Annotated in this window: 14 protein-coding genes; 12 read left to right on the plus strand and 2 right to left on the minus strand. The window is 65.0% G+C overall.

All coding sequences use genetic code 11. The features are described 5' to 3' along the window. Position 1 precedes the first annotated feature (1 nt). From aceF to E8E91_RS28620, 4 genes are all read left to right on the plus strand, one after another. Positions 2-1,999 carry a dihydrolipoyllysine-residue acetyltransferase gene (aceF, locus tag E8E91_RS28605; protein ID WP_280380614.1) on the plus strand — a complete coding sequence of 666 codons (1,998 nt, stop codon included), beginning with the start codon at positions 2-4 and terminating at the stop codon, positions 1,997-1,999. Between the two features lie 258 nt (positions 2,000-2,257). Next, positions 2,258-4,954, plus strand: a complete 2,697-nt coding sequence (locus E8E91_RS28610; protein WP_280380616.1) for an EAL domain-containing protein — start codon at positions 2,258-2,260, stop codon at positions 4,952-4,954. Positions 4,955-5,024: 70 nt separating this feature from the next. Further along, on the plus strand, positions 5,025-5,672 hold the full coding sequence (msrA, locus tag E8E91_RS28615; RefSeq protein WP_280380618.1) for a peptide-methionine (S)-S-oxide reductase MsrA: 648 nt from the start codon (positions 5,025-5,027) through the stop codon (positions 5,670-5,672). A gap of 67 nt (positions 5,673-5,739) precedes the next feature. After that, complete coding sequence (locus E8E91_RS28620; protein WP_280380620.1) at positions 5,740-6,987, plus strand: HD-GYP domain-containing protein; 1,248 nt, start codon at positions 5,740-5,742, stop codon at positions 6,985-6,987. 22 nt (positions 6,988-7,009) lie between these two features. Here the strand turns inward: E8E91_RS28620 and rlmJ are convergent, their stop codons facing one another. After that, positions 7,010-7,849, minus strand: coding sequence for a 23S rRNA (adenine(2030)-N(6))-methyltransferase RlmJ (gene rlmJ, locus E8E91_RS28625; RefSeq protein WP_280380622.1), 840 nt, complete (start codon positions 7,847-7,849; stop codon positions 7,010-7,012). 136 nt (positions 7,850-7,985) lie between these two features. On the opposite strand from rlmJ, the gene E8E91_RS28630 reads away from it, so the two are divergent. From E8E91_RS28630 to selO, 4 genes are all read left to right on the plus strand, one after another. Then, positions 7,986-9,788 carry an acyl-CoA dehydrogenase gene (locus E8E91_RS28630; RefSeq protein ID WP_280380624.1) on the plus strand — a complete coding sequence of 601 codons (1,803 nt, stop codon included), beginning with the start codon at positions 7,986-7,988 and terminating at the stop codon, positions 9,786-9,788. Positions 9,789-10,058: 270 nt separating this feature from the next. Next, the gene (locus E8E91_RS28635; RefSeq protein ID WP_190829689.1) at positions 10,059-11,801 is read left to right on the plus strand and encodes a potassium/proton antiporter; all 1,743 of its coding nucleotides are present in this window, start codon (positions 10,059-10,061) and stop codon (positions 11,799-11,801) included. Between the two features lie 165 nt (positions 11,802-11,966). Then, positions 11,967-15,305, plus strand: a complete 3,339-nt coding sequence (mscK, locus tag E8E91_RS28640; RefSeq protein WP_280380626.1) for a mechanosensitive channel MscK — start codon at positions 11,967-11,969, stop codon at positions 15,303-15,305. Between the two features lie 53 nt (positions 15,306-15,358). After that, a complete protein-coding gene (gene selO / locus E8E91_RS28645; protein WP_280380628.1) occupies positions 15,359-16,819 on the plus strand; it encodes a protein adenylyltransferase SelO in 1,461 nt (486 codons plus the stop codon). A 77-nt stretch (positions 16,820-16,896) separates the two neighbouring features. Here the strand turns inward: selO and E8E91_RS28650 are convergent, their stop codons facing one another. After that, positions 16,897-17,592 carry an aspartate/glutamate racemase family protein gene (locus E8E91_RS28650; protein ID WP_280380629.1) on the minus strand — a complete coding sequence of 232 codons (696 nt, stop codon included), beginning with the start codon at positions 17,590-17,592 and terminating at the stop codon, positions 16,897-16,899. A gap of 250 nt (positions 17,593-17,842) precedes the next feature. Between E8E91_RS28650 and E8E91_RS28655 the strand changes: the two genes are divergently transcribed. From E8E91_RS28655 to E8E91_RS28670, 4 genes are all read left to right on the plus strand, one after another. Further along, complete coding sequence (locus E8E91_RS28655; RefSeq protein ID WP_280370349.1) at positions 17,843-18,817, plus strand: sulfite exporter TauE/SafE family protein; 975 nt, start codon at positions 17,843-17,845, stop codon at positions 18,815-18,817. A gap of 132 nt (positions 18,818-18,949) precedes the next feature. Beyond that, positions 18,950-20,227, plus strand: a complete 1,278-nt coding sequence (locus E8E91_RS28660) for a bifunctional O-acetylhomoserine aminocarboxypropyltransferase/cysteine synthase (protein ID WP_280370347.1) — start codon at positions 18,950-18,952, stop codon at positions 20,225-20,227. 66 nt (positions 20,228-20,293) lie between these two features. Then, positions 20,294-20,728: a thioredoxin TrxC gene (gene trxC, locus E8E91_RS28665; protein ID WP_280380631.1), complete on the plus strand. Its 435-nt coding sequence runs from the start codon at positions 20,294-20,296 to the stop codon at positions 20,726-20,728. An 89-nt stretch (positions 20,729-20,817) separates the two neighbouring features. Continuing rightward, positions 20,818-21,261: a YiiD C-terminal domain-containing protein gene (locus E8E91_RS28670; RefSeq protein ID WP_280380633.1), complete on the plus strand. Its 444-nt coding sequence runs from the start codon at positions 20,818-20,820 to the stop codon at positions 21,259-21,261. Positions 21,262-21,275 lie beyond the last annotated feature (14 nt).

The raw sequence follows: 21,275 nt of genomic DNA on the forward strand, positions 1-21,275 counted from the left end.
TGTGAGTGAACTGATTCGCGTACCCGACATCGGCAGCGGCGAAGGTGAAGTGATCGAGCTGTTCGTCAAAGTTGGCGACCGCATCGAAGCCGATCAGAGCCTGCTGACCCTGGAATCCGACAAGGCCAGCATGGAAATCCCGGCCCCCAAGGCCGGCGTGATCAAGAGCCTGAAGGTCAAGCTGGGTGATCGCCTGAAGGAAGGCGACGAGCTGCTGGAACTGGAAGTCGAGGGTGCCGCCGCCGCGGCGCCCGCGCAGGCCGCTGCTCCCGCACCCAAGGCTGAAGAGAAGCCCGCCGCCGCACCGGCTCAGGCCCCCGCCCCGGCGGCCACCGGCTCCAGCGTGCAGGAAGTCTTCGTGCCGGATATCGGCTCGGACGGCACCGCCAAGGTCATCGAGATTCTGGTCAAGGCCGGCGACACCGTCGCAGCCGAGCAATCCCTGATCACCCTGGAATCCGACAAGGCCAGCATGGAAATCCCCTCCCCCGCCGCAGGCGTGGTGGAGAGCGTCGAGGTCAAGCTGGATGCTGACGTCGGTACCGGCGCCCTGATCCTCAAGCTGCGCGTTGCTGGCGCCGCTGCAGCAACCCCGGCTCCGGCCCAGGCTGCTGCACCCGCCGCTGCACCGGCCCCGGCCGCCGCTCCGGCTGCAGCCCCCGCACCGGCGGCCGCGGCCTCGGTGCAGGACGTCAAGGTTCCGGACATCGGCTCGGCCGGCAAGGCCAAGGTGATCGAGATCCTGGTCAAGGCGGGTGACACCGTCGAAGCCGAGCAGTCGCTGATCACCCTGGAATCCGACAAGGCCAGCATGGAAATCCCCTCCCCCGCCGCAGGCGTGGTGGAGAGCGTCGAGGTCAAGCTGGACTCGGAAGTCGGCACCGGTGACCTGATCCTCAAGCTCAAGGTTGCGGGCGCCGCCCCGGCAGCAGCTCCGGCTCCGGCCGCCGCTGCGCCGTCGGTACACCGCGTACCCGAGGGTGCCCATCCGGTCGCGGCCGCCGAAGTCAGCGCCATCGCCTCGCTGGCCGCCGCTGCTGCGAACACCACCGGCGTACCGGCCCGCTCCAGCGGCGCCAAGGTCCACGCAGGTCCGGCGGTTCGCCAACTGGCCCGCGAGTTCGGCGTCGAGCTGTCTGACGTCCCGGCCACCGGCCCGCACGGTCGCGTGCTGAAGGAAGACGTGCAAGCCCACGTCAAGGCCATGATGCAGAAGGCCAAGGAAGCTCCGGCAGCAGCTGCCGCCGGCGCCACCGGTGGTGCCGGCATCCCGCCGATCCCGGTCGTGGACTTCAGCAAGTTCGGTGAAATCGAAGAAGTGGCAATGACCCGCCTGATGCAGGTCGGCGCCGCGAACCTGCATCGCAGCTGGCTCAACGTCCCGCACGTGACCCAGTTCGATTCGGCCGACATCACCGAACTGGAAGCCTTCCGCGTAGCCCAGAAGGCCGTGGCGGAGAAGGCCGGCGTCAAGCTGACCGTCCTGCCGCTGCTGCTCAAGGCCTGCGCCTACCTGCTCAAGGAACTGCCGGACTTCAACAGCTCCCTGGCCCCCAGTGGCAAGGCGCTGATCCGCAAGAAGTACGTGCACATCGGCTTCGCCGTGGACACCCCGGACGGCCTGCTGGTGCCGGTGATCAAGAACGTCGACCAGAAGAGCCTGCTGCAACTGGCTGCCGAAGCTGCCGCCCTGGCCGAAAAGGCCCGGACCAAGAAGCTCTCGGCGGACGACATGCAAGGCGCCTGCTTCACCATCTCCAGTCTCGGCCACATTGGCGGCACCGGCTTCACGCCGATCGTCAACGCGCCCGAGGTGGCGATCCTTGGCGTGTCCAAGGCCGCCATGCAGCCGGTGTGGGACGGCAAGGCCTTCCAGCCGCGCCTGATGCTGCCGCTGTCGCTGTCCTACGATCACCGTGTGATCAACGGCGCCGCCGCCGCGCGCTTCACCAAGCGTCTCGGCGACGTACTGGCGGACATCCGCACCATGCTGCTGTAACTCGTTGCTATTCGCGAGCACGCCACGCTCGTACCTCAACCCCGCCCCCCTGAGGCGGGGTTTTTTTTGACCGTTCGACAGCCCAGGCCCACAAGGCGACTGTGCACTCACGCACAGTTCCTGCTGCCCCTCATCCGCTCACGAAATGCACCGCGCGGCGCGCTTGCCAGTGCCATCATCATGATGCACCCTTGCCCGATGCTTTGGTGATGTAGGCCGGAACCTCTCCCGGTCAGAGAAGTGGAAGCCCAGCGCCCGATGAAGAGCCATCCCGATGCCGCCAGCCGTACGGTGGCCGAGATAGTGACGCAGTTGCCCGTCCCGTCGAGGCTGGGCCTGATGCGTTTCGAGCGGCTCAATGAAGCCAGCTGGGCGATGCTTTTCCTCGATCCGACCTGCGAACGCGCCCTGGGCCTGCCGGCGAGCGAACTCTGCGCCCTGATCGACGCGCCCTACGCCAGCCTGATGGAACCGGAAAGCCGCTATCGGCTGCACGACGACGTGCAACTGCAGTTGGCCCGACATCCACACTACTCCATCCAGTACACCTTGCACGCCCCCGATGGCCCGCTGTGTCTGCAGGAAATCGGAGAAGCCTTCCAGCAACACGGACGGCAGTTGCTGCGCGGCTTCTTGCTGGTGGTGAACGAACCCGCCGAACACAAGGAACGGCTGAAGAACCTCGACCTGGAGGCGCAAAACAGCCAACTGCGCACTTCACTGGAACTCTTCCAGCGCTCCAAGGACGACCATCTGCAGCACCTGATCCGCTCTCGCGCCCAACAGAGCCTGATCGTGCGCCTGGCCCGCCACCGCTACACCTCCAGCAAACCGGCCGAGGAAGCGGCACGACTCATCACCCAGGCGGCCTGCGAAGCCTATGACGTGGCGCGCGCCAGCATCTGGATGCTCGAGGGCAGCCAACTGGCGGCGGTCAGCCTGTTCCGCCGCAACGAGGACCACCACGAGCACCCGGGCAGCATGGATATGAGCCCGTTCCCGCGCTATCTGGAGGCCCTGCACAGCGGCCGCGCCATCGACGCCCACAATGCCCAGAGCGACCCCCGCACCAGCGAGCTGACCCGGGAATACCTCAAGCCCGAGGGCATCACCGCCCTGCTCGACGCCAGCATCCGTGTCGGTGGCGAAGTGGTCGGCGTGCTCTGCCTGGAACACATCGGCACATCCCGCGTCTGGCAGGCCGATGAGATTGCCTTCGCCGGCGAACTGGCCGACCAGTTCGCCCAGGTCCTGGTGAACCAGCAGCGACGCCACGCCACCAACGCCCTTCATCTGTTCCAGCGAGCTGTGGAGCAGAGCGCCAGCGCCTTCCTGCTGGTAGACCGTGACGGCCTGGTGGAGTACGTCAACCCGAGCTTCACCGCCATCACCCAATACAGCGCCGATGAAGTGCATGGCCGACGCCTGTCGGACCTGCCGGCACTGGAGAACCTCAGCGAGCTGCTGTTCGATACCAGCTCGGGGCTGGCGGCCTGCAACAGCTGGCAGGGCGAGTTCCGCAGCCGACGCAAGAACCTGGAGCCTTACTGGGGCCAGCTGTCGATTTCCAAGGTGTTCGGCGAGCACGGCGAGCTCACTCACTACATCGGCATCTACGAGGACGTCACCCAGAGCAAGCTGGCGCAGCAGCGAATCGAGAAGCTGGCCTACACCGACAACCTCACCGGCCTCGGCAACCGCCCCTATTTCATCCGCACCGTCGAAGAGCGCTTTCACAGCGACCGCGACACGCCGCTCTGCCTGCTGCTGGTGGACATCGACAACTTCAAGCGGATCAACGACAGCCTCGGCCACCAGACCGGCGACAAGCTGCTGGTCAGCCTGGCGCGGCGCCTGCGCAATAGCCTGTCCCCCAATGGCGTCCTGGCGCGCTTTGCCAGCAACGAATTCGCCGTGCTGCTCGACGGCGCCGACCTGGAAAGCGGCCAGAAAATCGCCGCCCAGGTCCTGCAGACCCTGGACAAGCCGCTGTTCGTCGACAACCAGCTGATCAGCGTCACCGGCTCCCTGGGCCTCGCCTGCGCACCGCTGCACGGGCGCGATCCACAGACCCTGATGAAGCACGCTGGCCTGGCGCTGCACAAGGCCAAGGCCAACGGCAAGCACCAGCTCCAGCTGTTCACCGAGGCGCTGAACGCCGAAGCCAGCTACAAGCTGTTCGTCGAGAACAACCTGCGCCGCGCCCTGGCCCAGAACGAGCTGGAAGTCTTCTACCAGCCCAAGCTGTGCCTCAAGAGCGGCCAGTTGCTCGGCATGGAAGCCCTGCTTCGCTGGCATCACCCGGAGAAGGGCATGATCAGCCCGGACCAGTTCATCAGCGTGGCGGAAGAAACCGGCATGATCATCCCCATCGGCAAATGGGTGATCCGCGAAGCCTGCCGGATGAGCAAGCGCCTCACTGCCGCCGGCCTCGGGGATCTGCAAGTGGCGATCAACCTGTCGCCCAAGCAGTTCAGCGACCCTGACCTCGTGGGCTCCATCGCCGCCATCCTCAACGAAGAACAGCTACCGCCCAAGCGCCTGGAGCTGGAACTCACCGAAGGCCTGCTGCTGGAAGCCACCGACGAGACCCGTAACCAGCTCAATAACCTGAAGAGCCTGGGCCTGACCCTGGCGATGGACGATTTCGGTACCGGCTACTCATCGCTGAGCTACCTGAAGAAATTCCCCATCGACGTGATCAAGATCGATCGCAGCTTCATCAAGGACATTCCCGAGAACCAGGACGACAAGGAGATCACCTCGGCAGTGATCGCCATGGCCCACAAGCTCAAGCTCAAGGTCGTCGCCGAAGGTATCGAAACCGCGGCCCAGCTCGGCTTCCTGCGTCGCCAGCACTGCGATGTCGGCCAGGGCTACCTCTTCGACAAGCCGATTTCCGGCAAGCACCTGTTCGAGAACCTCGGCCGCTACCCTTGCCGCAAAGGCGTCTGATCAGCCGTTGAAAAACCACCGCGCAATCGGGGTAACATCGGGATTCATTGCATTCCCGAGGAGATGGCTGATGGTCCTGCGTTCGCAAATACTCGCCCACAAACTCGAGCTGCCCAGCGCCGCCCAAGCGCTGCCCGGCCGCGAAACGCCGATGCCAGTGCCCGACAGCCATTACGTCAACGGCCGCCCGCTGCAAGGCCCCTTCCCTGCCGGCCTGCAAGTGGCCCAGTTCGGCCTCGGCTGCTTCTGGGGTGCCGAGCGGCGCTTCTGGCAACAGCCGGGTGTCTGGACCACCGCTGTGGGTTACGCCGGCGGCTTCACCCCGAACCCCACCTATGACGAAGTCTGCTCCGGCCTGACCGGGCACACCGAAGTGGTGCTGGTGGTGTTCGACCCGCGAGAAACCAGCTTCGACGAATTGTTGAAAGTGTTCTGGGAAGCCCACAACCCGACCCAGGGCATGCGCCAGGGCAATGACGTCGGTACCCAGTACCGCTCGGCCATCTACTGCTACGACGAAACCCAACTGGCCGCCGCCCGCGCCAGCCAGGCGCTTTTCCAGGCCGAGCTGGAAAAGTCCGGCTTCGGCGCCATCACCACGGAAATCGGCGAAGCACCTGCCTTCTATTACGCCGAGGCCTATCACCAGCAATACCTGGCGAAGAACCCTGGCGGCTATTGCGGCCTGGGCGGCACCGGAGTGTGTCTACCCGCCTGAAGAAGGGCAGGCAGGGCGGTTGCCGAAGGATTAGACTCCACTGGCCAGTAGCCACCAGTCACTCGGTATGCCGCCCCGTCCCCATTACATCCAGCCCGAACAACTCCGCATCGGCCTCTATATCCAACTGGAGTTGGGCTGGTGGGAGCACGACTTCACCTTCAGCAACTTCAAGATCAAGGACGAGGCGCAGGTTCGGGCACTCAAGGCCCTGGGGCTCCAGCGGCTGCGCTATGACCCGGCCCGCAGCGATTGCGAGCCCCTGCCCCTCACCGCTCCCGAGGCGCCACCGCCGCCGGTCGTGGAAGATCCGGAGGCCCGCGCACGCGAAGCCCGCACTGAGAAGCTCCGCCTGCTACGCCAGCGCGTAGCTGAAGTGGACCGGCGCTTCATCCAGGCCAGCCTGCAGGTCAAGACACTCAACCAGACCTTGCGCAGCCGGCCGGAGGAAGCCGTGAAACAGGCCGGCGCCATCGTCGGCGAAATGGTGGAAACCCTGCTGGGCCAGCCGGGCGCGGTCCTCCACAGCATTACCGGCAAAGCCGCCGAGGACAGCTACTTCCACGCCCTGAACGTCACCGTGCTGTCCCTGCTGCTGGGCCGCCAGCTTGGGCTGGATACCGAGGCCTGCCACAGCCTGGGGCTCGGCGCACTGTTGCACGACATCGGCAAGATGGAGGTTCCGAGCAAGGTGCTGCTCAAGAGCGAGCCGCTGACCAAGCCCGAACAGCAGTTCCTGCAACTGCATACCGACTTCGGCCTGAAGATGGGCCAGCGACTGATGCTCGATGACGAAGTGCTGCGGATCATCCACGAGCACCACGAACACTGCGATGGCAGCGGCTACCCGCGCGGCCTGAAGGAAGCGGGCATCGGCCGCCTGAGCAAGTTGGTGGCCATCGCCAACCAGTTCGACAACCTGTGCAACCCGCTCGACCCACGCACGGCCCTGAGTCCCCACGAGGCCCTGGCGCTGATGTTCAAGCAGCAGCGCCAGCGATTCGACGAAGTCGCGCTGAAAGCCTTCATTCGCGCCATGGGCGTCTATCCGCCCGGCAGCCTGGTACAGCTGGAAGATGAACGCTACGCCCTGGTGCTGGGCGTGAACCCTGCCCAACCGCTGAAACCGACGCTGATCCTTCACGATCCTGCCATTCCCAAACAGGAGGCGCTGATCCTGGACCTGGAGCAGGAACCGCGCCTGTCCATCGCCCGCAGCCTGCGTCCGGCGCAATTGCCGCTGGAGGTCCTGGAGTACCTCAGTCCGCGCCGGCAACTGACCTACTACATCGAACCGCAGCCAGGCCGCAGCTGATATCACCTGCGGCCTGTTCCCTTCACTCTTCGATCAGCCAATCCAGCTGCCAGCCGCCCTTGCTCTGCGCCAGGTGCTCGGAGAGCCAGGGCAGGGTCTGGCGAAGCTCGTCTTCGATGCCCCACGGCGGGTTGGCGATGGCCAGCCCGGAACCGTTCAAGCCGGAGTCGGCAGTGTCAGCCGCATGCACCCGCAGTTCCACGCGCAGCAGTTTGGGTGCACCGCTGGCCTGCAGCCCCTGGTAGAAGCGCCGGAGCTGACGCTGGTCCTTGATCGGATACCAGATGGCGACCACCGTCTGGCGCATGCGGCCAATGGCTTCGCCCAGGGAAGTGACGCAGCGCTCCAGTTCGTCGGCCTTCTCGAACGGCGGGTCAATCAGCATCAGCGCGCGCTTTTCCGCCACCGGCAGCAGCGCCCGCGCGATGTGCCAACCCTCGCCCAGGTGCACGGCGACACGGCGGTCACCGGCCATGTTGTCTTTCAGCAGTTGGCCATCTTCTGGGTGCTTTTCGTTCAGCTGCAGCCGGTCCTGCGGACGCGTCAGGCGCCGGGCCAGCTCAGGCGAACCGGGGTAGTAGCGCAGGCTGCCGTCCGGGTTCAGCTCGCGGATGACCTTCAGGTAATCCGCCATGGGCGCCGGCAGGTCGGGCAGGTCCCACAGGCGGCCGATGCCTTCGCGCCATTCGTCGGTGCGGCTGGCCTGGTCACCCAGGAGGTCGTAGAGGCCGACACCGGCATGGCTGTCCAGGTAGGCGAAGGGTGCCTCCTTGCGCGACAACAGTGCAATCAGGCGGGCCAGGGTGAAGTGTTTGAGCACGTCGGCATGGTTGCCGGCGTGGAAGGCATGGCGGTAGTTCATGGGGAGTCCTCGCAAGGCGCGCATTCTACCAGTCCCGGGTTCACCACGGCTTCACCGGCTTTATCACGCTCATGGATGTTGCTAGGCGCCCTTAATTCACCGATCTAGACTCGGCTGATCCTACCGGAGAGCCATCATGTCCGAGACCCTGCTCAGTTCCCGCAACCTTGCCTTCGAGCTCTACGAAGTGCTGGACGCCGAAGCCCTGACCCAGCGCGAGCGTTTCGCCGAGCACAACCGCGAAACCTTCGACGCCGCCCTGGGCACCGCCCGCAGCATCGCCGAGAAGTTCTTCGCCCCGCACAACCGCAAGGGCGACGAGGAGGAACCGGAGTACGTGGATGGCGCCGCCACCCTGATCCCGGAAGTGAAGCCAGCTGTCGACGCTTTCCTCGAAGCCGGTTTCCTCAATGCCACTCGCAGCTTCGAACAAGGCGGCATGCAACTGCCGACGCTGCTGTCCCAGGCCTGCTTCGCGCACTTCCAGTCCGCCAACGTCGGCAGTTCGGCCTACCCCTTCCTCACCATGGGCGCGGCCAACCTGATCGAAAGCTTCGGCAGCGAGGAACAGAAGCAGCGCTTCCTGCAGCCGATGATCGACGGCCGCTTCTTCGGCACCATGGCCCTCACCGAACCCCACGCTGGCTCGTCCCTGTCGGATATCCGCACCCGCGCCGAACCGGCCGCCGACGGCACCTACCGCATCAAGGGCAACAAGATCTTCATTTCCGGCGGCGACCACCCGCTGTCGGAGAACATCGTGCACATGGTGCTGGCCAAGCTGCCGGACGCCCCGCCCGGGGTGAAGGGTATTTCGCTGTTCATCGTGCCCAAGTTCCTGGTCAACGACGATGGCTCCCTCGGCAAACGCAATGACGTGATCCTGGCTGGCCTGTTCCACAAGATGGGCTATCGCGGCACCACCTCCACTGCGCTGAACTTCGGCGATAACGGCGACTGCGTCGGCTATCTGGTGGGCAAGCCCCACGCTGGCCTGTCCTACATGTTCCAGATGATGAACGAGGCGCGCATCGGCGTCGGCATGGGCGCGGTGATGCTCGGCTACGCCGGCTACCTCTATTCCCTGGAATACGCCCGCGAGCGGCCCCAAGGCCGCCTGCCAGACGGCAAGGACCCGACCGCCCCCCAGGTGTCGATCATCCAGCACGCCGACGTACGCCGCATGCTGCTGACCCAGAAGGCCTACGTGGAAGGCGCCTTCGACCTCGGTCTCTACTCCGCGCGCCTGTTCGATGACACCCAGACACTGGCCACCGAGGAGCAGCGCCAGCAGGCCCACGAACTGCTCGACCTGCTCACCCCGATCGTCAAATCCTGGCCCTCGGAGTTCTGCCTCAAGGCCAATGAACTGGCGATCCAGATCCTCGGCGGCCACGGCTACACCCGTGAATACCCCGTGGAGCAGTACTACCGCGACAACCGCCTGAACCCGATCCACGAAGGCACCCACGGCATCCAGTCGCTCGACCTGCTGGGTCGCAAGCTCACGCAGAACAAGGGGGCGGGCCTCAAGCAACTGACCCGACTGATCAATGAATGCTGCGAACGCGCCGCCGCGTACGAGTCGCTGAACGCCCTGCGCCAGCCGCTGGAACACCTGGCGGCACGACTTTCCAGCGTCACCCTGGCCCTGCTCGGTGACCTGATGCAGGGCAAGGTCAACGAGGCACTGGCCAATTCGGCTCTGTACCTGAAGGTCTTCGGCCATACCGTAATCGGCTGGCGCTGGCTGGAACAGGCGATCCGCGCGGAACAGGGCCTGGCCCGTGGAAATGCTGCCGACGCCGACTTCTACCGCGGCAAGCTGCAGGCCGCGCGCTACTTCCTCACCTGGGAAGTGCCCGGCTGCCACCACGATCTGGCACTGCTGGAAGCCCGCGACGACACCTGCCTGGCGATGCAGGACAACTGGTTCTAACCCTTTTCGAGGGTTCTTCACGCCCCGCGCACATGCGGGGCTTTTTTATGGTGTCCGATAACAGCGCCCTGAACGCCATCAGTCGCTTCTTCATCCGCATTTCCCCCCGCTCCGGAACCTCCAACCAGCTCGCCTGCCCAACGGCTTCCCGATGCTGGCAAGAACCCTGCATGAAATCTTGCAGAGCCTTGCCACCGGCAGGTTAGAATTCCTCGGCATGCGCCCCCTGCATGTCCCGTAGTCCATCCCCCCTAATGCAAGGAGCCGCCAGTGGATGCCGCCACCGTCAATAGCCTGTTCCTGATCGGCGCGGTGCTGGTAGGCATGAGCATCCTGGTCAGTGCCTTCGGATCGCGCTTCGGTGTCCCCATCCTGGTGGTCTTCCTCGTCGTCGGCATGCTCGCCGGCAGCGATGGCCCCGGCGGTATCGTCTTCAACAACTATTCCCAAGCCTACCTGGTGGGTAACCTGGCGCTGGCGATCATCCTGCTCGACGGCGGCATGCGTACCCGCGCAGCCACCTTCCGCGTGGCGCTCTGGCCGTCGTTGTCCCTGGCCACCATCGGGGTGCTGGTCACCGCCGGGCTGACCGGCGTAGCAGCCGCCTGGCTGTTCAACCTGAGCACCCTGGAGGGCTTGCTGATCGGCGCTATCGTCGGGTCCACCGACGCGGCGGCAGTGTTCAGCCTGCTCGGCGGACGCGGCCTCAACGAACGGGTCAGTGCCACCCTGGAAATCGAGTCGGGCAGCAACGACCCCATGGCCGTGTTCCTCACGGTAACCCTGATCGAGATGCTCGCTACCGGTCAGTCCGGTTTCAGCTGGAGCTTCGTCGTCCACATCATCCAGCAGTTCGGCGTCGGCACCCTGATGGGCTTTGCCGGCGGCTGGCTGATGCTGCAACTGATCAACCGCCTGACCCTGGCCAACGGCCTGTACCCCCTGCTGGTGGTGGCCGGCGGCCTTCTGATATTCGCCCTGACCAACGCCGTGCACGGCAGCGGCATCCTCGCCGTCTATCTGTTCGGCCTGTTCCTCGGCAATCGGCCCATCCGCTCCCGCCACGGCATCCTGCACATGCTCGACGGCCTGACCTGGCTGGCGCAGATCGGCATGTTCCTGGTGCTGGGCCTGCTGGTGACGCCCCATGAGCTCTTCCCGATCATCCTGCCGGCCCTGGGCCTGGCCCTGTGGATGATCGTGATTGCCCGACCGCTGTCGATCTTCCTTGGCCTGGCGCCGTTCCGCGCCTTCCATGACCGCGAGAAGGCCTTCATCGCCTGGGTCGGCCTGCGCGGCGCGGTGCCCATCATTCTCGCGGTATTCCCACTGATGGCCGGACTGCCCAACGCCCAGTTGTTCTTCAACGTGGCCTTCTTCATCGTGCTGGTGTCCCTGGTGCTGCAAGGCACCAGCCTGCCCTGGGCCGCGAAGTTGCTGCGCGTCACCGTACCGCCCGAGCCCGCTCCCATCTCCCGCGCCGGCCTGGAAGTGCACCCCACCAGCGAGTGGGAGCTGTTCGTTTACCGCCTGGGCGCCGAAAAATGGTGCATCGGCGCTGCCCTGCGCGAGCTGAAGATGCCGGAAGGCACCCGTATCGCGGCACTGTTCCGCGGCCGGGAATTGCTGCACCCCTCGGGCAGTACCACCCTGGAAGCCGGCGATATCCTCTGCGTGGTCGGCCATGAACATGACCTCCCGGCCCTGGGCAAGCTGTTCAGCCAGGCACCGCAACGCGGTCTGGACCTGCGCTTCTTCGGCGATTTCGTGCTGGAAGGCGATGCCCAGTTGTCCGCCGTGGCGTCGCTCTATGGCCTGAAGCTCGGCGAGCAGGACGGCCATCAGCCCCTCGGCCGCTTCATTGCCCACGAAATCGGTGGCGAACCGGTAGTGGGCGACCAGGTGGAGTGGAACGGCCTGACCTGGACCGTTGCTCTGATGGAGGGGAACAAGGTGCGCAAGGTGGGCGTCAAATTCCCCGAAGGTCAGGGCCGTCCGGGGTTGTTCCTCTAGGGAACCCCGTCTACGACGGCCCTCCAGGCCCTTCAGGCCCCCGCCATGGAAACCAGGGCTTCGCCAATGCGCGAACCCGGATCACAACCGCTCGTGCCCGGCAGCCCCGCAAAGGCCGCCGTGGCATATCATTAGCCGCATTTGAACCCGAGCTGCCCGATCGCGATGATTGCTTCCTTGCGCACCTTTATTGCCGCCACCCTGCTGGGCCTCTGCCTGACCCCGGCCTACCTGCAGGCCGCCACCACCGCTACCCCCGGCCTGCCCAAGCCGGCTGCCGCGCCTGCCGATAGCAAGCCCGCCGAAGGCGAGGCCCAGGCCAAGCCGTCGATCGACGAACAGACCCAGACGTTCGTCGCCAATCAGCAGGAAAGCGAGAAGAGCCTCGCCGCGCTCAAGCGCCAGCTGAGCGATGCGCCGCGCCTGGTCGGCGAGGCCCAGCGAGAACTGGCACGGCTGAAGACCAGCCCGCCGGTACCGGTGAAGGAGCGCTACGGCAAATCCGAACTCACGCAGCTGGAAAAGCTGCTGGATGAGCGCAGCAACGAACTGGCCGAGCGCCAGAAGTCGCTGGCCGACGCCAACAGCCTGATCATCACCTCCCAGACCCGTCCGGAGCGGGCCCAGGCCGAGATCAGCGCCAACCAGACCCGCATCCAGCAAATCAACGCCATCCTCAAGACCGGCAAGGACAGCGGCAAGGCCATCAGCGAAGAGCAGCGTGCCCTGCTCACCGCCGAGCAGGCCGCCCTCGCCGCCCAGACCGAGCTGCGCCGCGAGGAACTGGCTGGCAACAGCCTGCTGCAAGACCTCGGCAACAGTCGCCGCGACCTGCTCGTGGAGCGCATCCGCCGCCTGGAGCAGGAAACCCTGGACCTGCAGTCGCTGATCAACGAGATGCGCCGGGAAAGCTCGGAACAGACAGTCGCCGAACTCTCCCGCGACGCCGATCAGACCACGCCGGACAGCCTGGTGGCGAAGGAAAGCGCCATCAACCTGAAGATGTCCGACTACCTGCTACGTTCCACCGACCGCCTCAACGAACTGACCGGGCAGAACCTGCAGACCCGCCAGCAGCTGGATAGCCTCAGCCAGGCCGACCAGGCCCTGGAGGAGCAGATCAGCGTGCTCAAGGGCAGCCTGCTGCTGGCCAAGATCCTCTACCAACAGAAGCAGGCGCTGCCGCAACTGCACCTGGACAAGAACCTGGCCGACGAGATCGCCGACATCCGCCTCTACCAGTTCGAGTTGAACCAGCAGCGCGACAAACTGGGCAATCCTGATGCCTACGTCGAGGGCCTGCTTGCCGACCAGCCACCGGAGCAGGTCACCCCGGAACTGCGCACCACGCTCACGGACCTGATCAGCACCCGTAGCGAGCTTCTCGATCGCCTGAGCCGTGAACTGAACAACCTGCTCAACGAATCCATCACCCTGCAGCTCAACCAGAAGCAGTTGCAGGAAACCTCCCGGACCCTGCGCAACACCCTCGACGAGCAGATGTTCTGGATTCCCAGCAACAAGCCGCTGGACTTCAACTGGCTGAGGTCCGCCCCGCACATGCTGGAGCGCCAACTGGCCGAGATGCCTTGGGGGGCGGGCGTCCGCGAACTGGGCGAAGGCCTTGCGAACCGACCCTGGCTGTTCCTGCCGCTGCTGCTGTTGATCGGCGGCCTGCTGTGGAAGCGCCGCTACATCTACACCAGGCTCAACGAGATCAACCAGGACGTCGGCCACTTCAAGCGTGACAGCCAGGTGCACACGCCCGTGGCCCTGTTCCTCACCGTGTTGCTCGCCCTGCCCGTCAGCCTGTTCCTGATGCTTTGCGGCCTTGCCCTGCAGATCGATGCACGCGGCCAGAACGCCACACTCGGTGCAGCCCTGATGGAGATGGCCCAGGCCTGGATGGTGTTCTACACCCTCTATCGCATCCTCGCCCCGGGCGGCATCGCCGAATTGCACTTCCACTGGGATCGCCCGCAGGTCGCCTTCCTGCGTGGCCAGATCCGCCGCCTCGGCGGCGTGGTCATGGCGCTGGTGGCCATCGTCACCGTGGCCGAGCACCAGCCCGCGGCGCTGGCCGACGACATCATCGGCGTAATCGTGGTGCTGAGCTGCTATGTCCTGATGACCCTGGTGCTGAGCAACCTGCTGCTGGCCGAACCGATGCGCGAGCAGACCTCGCCGTTCCGCCTGCTGATCGGCGTCGCCTTCACCCTGCTGCCCCTGGCGCTGATCGTGGCGGTGGGCTTCGGCTATTACTACACCTCCCTCAAACTCACCGACCGCCTGATCACCACGCTCTACTTGCTGATCCTGCTGCTGGTGGTGGAAGCCACATTCGTCCGCGGCCTCGCCGTGGCCGCACGGCGCCTGGCCTACCAGCGGGTGCTCGCCAAACGCCAGGCACAGACCAAGGAGAATGCCGAGGGCGAGGAAGTGGTGGTGGAAGAGCCCGCACTCGATATCGAGAAGGTCAACCAGCAGTCGCTGCGCCTGATCCGCCTCGCCCTGCTGGGTGTGTTCCTCGCCTGCCTGTACCTGGTCTGGGCTGACCTGATCAGCGTGTTCGCCTACCTCGACCAGGTGACCCTCTACCAGTACTCCACGGGTACCGGCGACGCGACCACCCTGGTCCCCATCAGCATGCTGGACGTGCTCGGTGCGCTGATCATCGCCGGCATCACCACGGCACTCGCGCGAAACCTGCCGGGCCTGCTGGAAGTGCTGGTGCTGTCGCGGCTCAAGCTGGCCCAGGGCAGCGCCTACGCCACTACCACGCTGCTGTCCTACGCCATCGCTGGCATCGGTTTCGTCAGCGCGCTGTCCACCCTCGGGGTCAGCTGGGACAAGCTGCAATGGCTGGTGGCCGCACTCTCGGTAGGTATCGGCTTCGGTATGCAGGCGATCTTCGCCAACTTCATTTCCGGCCTGATCCTGCTGTTCGAGCGCCCGGTGCGCATCGGCGACCTGGTGACCATCGGCACCGTCACCGGTACGGTCAACCGCATCCGCATCCGCGCTACGCACATCACCGACAGCGACCGCAAGGAAGTGATCGTGCCGAACCAGACCTTCCTCACCAGCCAGTTGATCAACTGGACCCTGACCGACACCGTCACCCGCATCGTGCTGGTGTACAACGTCAACCGCAGCTCCGATCTCGACCTGGAGCTGGTGCGCAAGCTGCTCTTGCAAGCCACCATGGAAAACTCGCGCGTGCTGCGCGACCCGGCACCCACCGTACAGCTGAAGACCTACGGCGCCAGCGCCCTGGAGCATGAGCTGAAGATCTACGTGCGCGAATTGGGCGACCGCGGCCTGGCGACCGACGAACTGAACCGGCGCATCGACCAGTTGTTCAAGGAGCACGATATCAACACCTCCAGCACGCCGAAGATGGACGTTACCCTCACCCGCAAGCTCGAGAAGCACGCCGAGGACGAAGTCGAAGCCGTATCGATACCGGTCAAGGACAAGGTGCCGGTTCCGGAGTCCCGATGAGCCACGCTACCCAGGTTCTTCCGAACGCCCCGGCGGCATGACAAGCTGAAGCCATGAAGACACTCGACGAATTGCAGTTCGACAACCGCTTCGCCCGCCTGGGTGACGCGTTCTCCACCGAGGTGCTGCCCGAGCCCATCGCCGAGCCGCGCCTGGTGGTGGCCAGCCCGGCAGCCATGGCGCTGCTCGATCTCGACCCGGCCGAGGCGCAGACCCAGGTCTTCGCCGAGCTGTTCTCCGGACACAAGCTCTGGTCCGAGGCAGAGCCGCGGGCGATGGTCTATTCCGGGCACCAGTTCGGTGTCTACAACCCGCGCCTGGGTGATGGCCGCGGCCTGCTGCTGGGCGAGGTGCTCAACGAGGCTGGCGAGCATTGGGACCTGCACCTCAAGGGCGCCGGGCAGACCCCCTACTCACGCATGGGCGATGGCCGCGCGGTGCTGCGCAGCTCGATTCGCGAATTCCTCGCCAGCGAATACCTGAATGCCCTGGGTATCCCCACCAGCCGCGCGTTGTGCGTGACCGGCTCTTCAAGTCCGGTGTACCGGGAAACCCGCGAGACCGGCGCCATGTTGCTGCGCCTGTCGCCGAGCCACGTGCGCTTCGGCCACTTCGAATACTTCTATTACACGCGCCAGCACGAGCAGCTCGAAGCCCTTGGCCGGCACGTTATGGAATGCCATTTCCCGCAGTGCCTGGAACAGGAGCAGCCCTGGTGGGCCTTCTTCCGCGAGGTACTGGAACGCAATGCCGAGCTGATCGCCCTCTGGCAGGCCTACGGCTTCTGCCACGGCGTGATGAACACCGACAACATGTCGATCCTGGGCATCACCTTCGACTACGGGCCCTACGCGTTCCTCGACGACTTCGACGCCAACCACATCTGCAACCACTCCGACGACGGTGGCCGCTACAGCTTCAGCAACCAGGTGCCCATCGGCCACTGGAACCTGGCCGCCCTGGCCCAGGCGCTGACGCCGTACGTCGACGTGGAGCAATTGCGCGAGACCCTCAACCTCTTCCTGCCGCTCTACCAGGCCCACTACCTGGACCTGATGCGCCGGCGACTGGGCTTCACCTCCGCCGGAGATGCCGACGAGGCGCTGGTGCAGCGTCTGCTGCAACTGATGCAGGGCAGTGCCGTGGACTACAGCCAGTTCTTCCGCCGCCTGGGCGATGAGGCACCGGAACAGGCGCTGCGCAAACTGCGGGAAGATTTCGTCGACCTGGCCGGTTTCGATGCATGGGCGGCCGACTACCAGGCCCGCGCAGCGCTGGATGGCGACGACCAGCAGGCGCGCCGCGCACGCATGCACGCCGTGAACCCCCGGTATGTCCTGCGCAACTACCTGGCCCAACGCGCCATCGAGGCTGCCCAGCAAGGCGATTACTCAGAGGTGCGCCAGTTCCACGCCGTGCTGTCCCGCCCCTTCGACGAGCAGCCCGGCATGGAACGCTATGCCGAGCGCCCGCCGGAATGGGGCAAGCATCTGGAAATCAGCTGCTCGTCCTGAGCCGCCATCCCTGTAGGAGCTAGCTTGCTAGCGAACGGCGGTTTTTTCGCCAGCAAGCTGGCTCCTACGAAGTAAGGCTAACGGCCCAGCATCCATTCCAGCCCCATCGCAACATGCCGCTCGCCGCTGTCCACCAGCGGTAGCGGCGATTCGCAGCCTTCCAGCAGCAGCCCGATCTCGGTGCAGCCAAGTATCGCCGCCTGCGCACCCTGCGCCTTCAGCTTCACCAACTGGTCGAGGTAGAAGGCGCGGGCATCGGGCAGGAACTGGCCGACGCACAGTTCCTGGAAAATGACCCGGTCGATTTCACTGATGGCCTGGGCATCCGGCACCAGCACTTCAATGCCGTAGCGCTGGCCCAGGCGCTCGCGATAGAAGGCCTCCTGCATGGTGAAGCGGGTTCCGAGCAGCGCCGCGCGCTCGACCCCTTGCCCCTGCAGCGTCTGGCCGACGGCATCGCCAATGTGCAGGAGCGGGATATCCACAGCCTGCTCGATGGCCGCCGCCACCTTGTGCATGGTGTTGGTCGCCAGCAGCAGTGCCGTGGCACCGGCACTCTCGAGCCCCCTGGCAGCCTCGGCCAGCACCTGGCCCGCAGCCTCCCATTCGCCGGCCTTCTGCTGGGCAGCGATTTGCGCGAAGTCCACCGAATGCAGCAGCAACGGCGCGGAGTGCAGCCCGCCCAGGCGATCGCGCACGCCACGATTGAGCAACTGGTAATAGGTTACGGTCGACTCCCAACTCATCCCGCCCAGTACACCCAGCATGCGCATGGCAACCCTCTCCGTGAAATGGAAAACACCAGCCTAGTCCAGGCCCACCGCAGGTCGGGAATACAGTTGCCAGGCAACCGGGAGGTACAGCCACGTCGAGTGAACGCCAGCCGACTGCAAAGGCCCGTGCGCACGAAATGGAATATAAACCTGCACAAATCTTCTTAGACTCTCTAAGAAAAGCGAATTATCTTCGGCCCCCTGCTTATTCCAGCCTGTTCTACCACCCACTGTCAGGCGCTGTGCCCGCATGAAGATTCGCGACCTCGACCTCAGCCAGAGTTCGATCAACACCGAACACGAAGCGCTGGGGATCCCGCCAGTCGAAGATTTCGTTTCCCATCCTGACGACCACCCCGTCCTGCGGGCTGCGATGTGGGCGGCGATTCTCATTCTGGTCGGCTTGCTCAGCTTCCTCGCCTGGCGCCTGTTCTTCGATAACGGCGGCAACAGCGGCCTTGAGATCATCGAGAACGCACTGACCAGCAAGGGCTTCTGGAGCGCCGTAGCGGTAGGCTTCTTCGCCCAGGTCATCGACGGCGCCCTGGGCATGGCCTATGGCATCACCGCCACCACCTTCCTGCTCACCACCGGCGCCTCTCCCGCCGCGGCCAGCGCCAGCGTGCACATCGCCGAAGTCTTCACCACCGGCCTGTCCGGGATCTCCCATGTGAAGCTGGGCAACGTCAACAAGTCCCTGTTCCTGCGCCTGCTGCTGCCGGGCATCATCGGCGCCGTACTGGGTGCAGTGCTGATCACCCAGTTCGACGGCGCGGCACTCAAGCCCTTCATTTCCGCCTACCTTCTGCTGATGGGCCTGTACATCCTGAGCAAGGCCTATCGTCACATCGCCAAGCGAAAGGCACCTAAGCATGTCGCCAAGCTGGCCCTGTTCGGTGGCTTCGTCGATGCCGCCGGCGGTGGTGGCTGGGGGCCGGTGGTCACCAGCAGCCTGATCGGCTCCGGTACCGACCCGCGCACCACCATTGGTTCGGTGAACTTCGCGGAGTTCTTCCTGACCATCTCCAGCGCCACCTCCTTCATCCTCCTGGCAGGCGCCCCGGACACCTGGAAGATGGTTGCCGGCCTGGTATTCGGCGGCCTCTTCGCGGCGCCCCTCGCCGCCCTGCTGTGCAAGAAGCTGTCGCCGCGCACCCTGTTGATCATCGTCGGCTGCCTGATCACCCTGATCAGCGCCTTCAACATCTACAAGTCCCTGGCCTGATCACGCGACGACGATCTAAGTACAGAAGCAAAGATTCTAGCCCCGGCCCCTGTCAGTCCTTTCGACGGATTGACCGGGGCCGGTGTGTTTTCACATGCTGCGTGCCTCCAAATGCCGAAGGAACGCAACTGCATGAAACCGGAAACCCTCGCCGTCCACGCCGGCTACAGCCCCGACCCGACCACCAAGGCCGTGGCCGTACCGATCTACCAGACCACCTCCTACGCCTTCGATGACACCCAGCACGGGGCGGACCTGTTCGACCTCAAGGTGGCCGGCAACATCTACAGCCGCATCATGAACCCCACCAACGACGTGCTGGAAAAACGTGTGGCGGCACTGGAAGGCGGCGTTGGCGCCCTGGCGGTCGCCTCGGGCATGGCGGCCATCACCTATGCCATCCAGACGCTGGCCGAAGCCGGCGACAATATCGTCTCGGTGGCCAAGCTCTATGGCGGCACCTACAACCTCTTCGCCCACACACTGCCGCGCTCAGGCATCCAGGTACGCTTCGCCGCCCATGACGACATTGCCGCCCTGGAAGCGCTTATCGACGAACGCACCAAGGCGGTGTTCTGCGAGTCCATCGGTAACCCGGCGGGCAACATCGTCGACCTCGCGGCCCTGGCCGAGGCGGCCCACCGCCACGGCGTGCCGTTGATCGTCGACAATACCGTCGCCACGCCCATCCTCTGCCGTCCCTTCGAGCACGGTGCGGACATCGTGGTGCATTCGCTGACCAAATACATCGGTGGCCACGGCACCAGCATTGGCGGCATCGTTGTCGACTCCGGCCAGTTCCCCTGGGCCCAGCACAAGGACCGCTTCCCGCTACTCAATACCCCCGACCCGTCCTACCACGGCGTCACCTACACCGAAGCCTTCGGTCCCGCAGCATTCATCGGGCGCTGCCGCGTTGTGCCCCTGCGCAACATGGGCGCGGCGCTCTCGCCGTTCAACGCGTTCCTGATCCTCCAGGGCCTGGAGACCCTGGCCCTGCGCATGGAGCGTCACACCGGCAACGCGCTCGAAGTCGCCCGTTTCCTGCAAGCGCACCCGCAGGTGGCCTGGGTGAAATACGCGGGCCTGCCGGATCACCCCGAACATGCCCTGGCGCAGCGCTACACCGGCGGCAAGCCGGCCTCCATCCTCAGCTTCGGTATCCTCGGCGGCATCGAAGCCGGTACGCGCTTCATCGATGCCCTGAAACTGGTGGTACGCCTGGTGAACATTGGCGACGCCAAGTCTCTGGCCTGCCACCCGGCCTCCACCACTCACCGCCAGCTCAACGAGGAGGAATTGGCACGGGCAGGGGTGAGCCGCGACATGGTGCGCCTGTCCATCGGTATCGAGCATATCGACGACATCCTCGCCGATCTGGCCCAGGCCCTGGAGGCCTCCCGCGGCTAAGGCCCGGGACTTGATTTATGCCGGTTCCGGCTCCAGATCAGGGTCAGTCCCGATCTGGAGCCGACCATGACCGATCCCCTGCTCATTCCCTGCGCCCACTGCGCCGGGCTGAACCGTATCCCCGCTGCCCGCCTGGGCGACTCTCCGCGCTGTGGCCACTGCAAGAGCGCTGTGCTTCCTGCAGCACCCTTCGACTTGAATGAAGCCGACTTCGCCAAGCAACTTCGAGGCGACCTCCCCCTGCTGGTGGACGTCTGGGCCGACTGGTGCGGCCCCTGCAAGTCCTTCGCCCCCATCTACCAGCAGACCGCCGGCCAGCTCCAGGGCCGTTGCCGCCTGGGCAAGCTGGACAGCGAAGCCAATCGCAATCTGGCGGGGCAACTGGGCATCCGCTCCATCCCGACGCTGATCCTGTTCAAGGACGGCAAGGAAGTCGCCCGCCAGAGCGGGGCCCTGCCGCTACCGCAATTGATCAGCTGGCTCAGCTCCCAGGGCATCTGATCGCTTCGGTCAATCACGCTGGCCATCCCGGTCATTGCCGAGCTCGCCCCGCCGGCTAGGCTCTGGAAACCACAACGCCGGAGCCCGCCATGTCCATGCCCCCTGAGCTGGTTCGCCAGCTCACCGAAGAACAGATCGCCTTCGTCAAACGCAGCGGCCTCCAGGCCGAGATCCTGGAGCCGGGACACGTGCGCCTGCGTATGCCGCTGGAAGGTAACCAGAACCACATCGGCACCCTGTATGCCGGGGCGATCTTCACGCTGGCCGAGATGCCCGGCGGCGCGCTTTTTCTCACCAGCTTCGACGCCCGTCGCTTCTATCCCATCGTGAAGGAGATGAACCTGCGCTTCCGCCGGCCGGCCAAGGGCGACATCACGGTGGACGCACGCATCGACCAGGCGGAGATCACGCGCATCCAGAACGAAGCCGAAGCCAGCGGCAAGTCCGAGTACTGGCTGGAGCTGCAGCTATTGGATGCCGACGGAGAAGTGGTCGCTGAAAGCCGCGGGCTGTACCAGATGCGAGCACATTGAGCGGCCTTGCGCTG

The organism is Pseudomonas sp. BN515 (assembly GCF_029873155.1).
GTDB lineage: Bacteria > Pseudomonadota > Gammaproteobacteria > Pseudomonadales > Pseudomonadaceae > Metapseudomonas.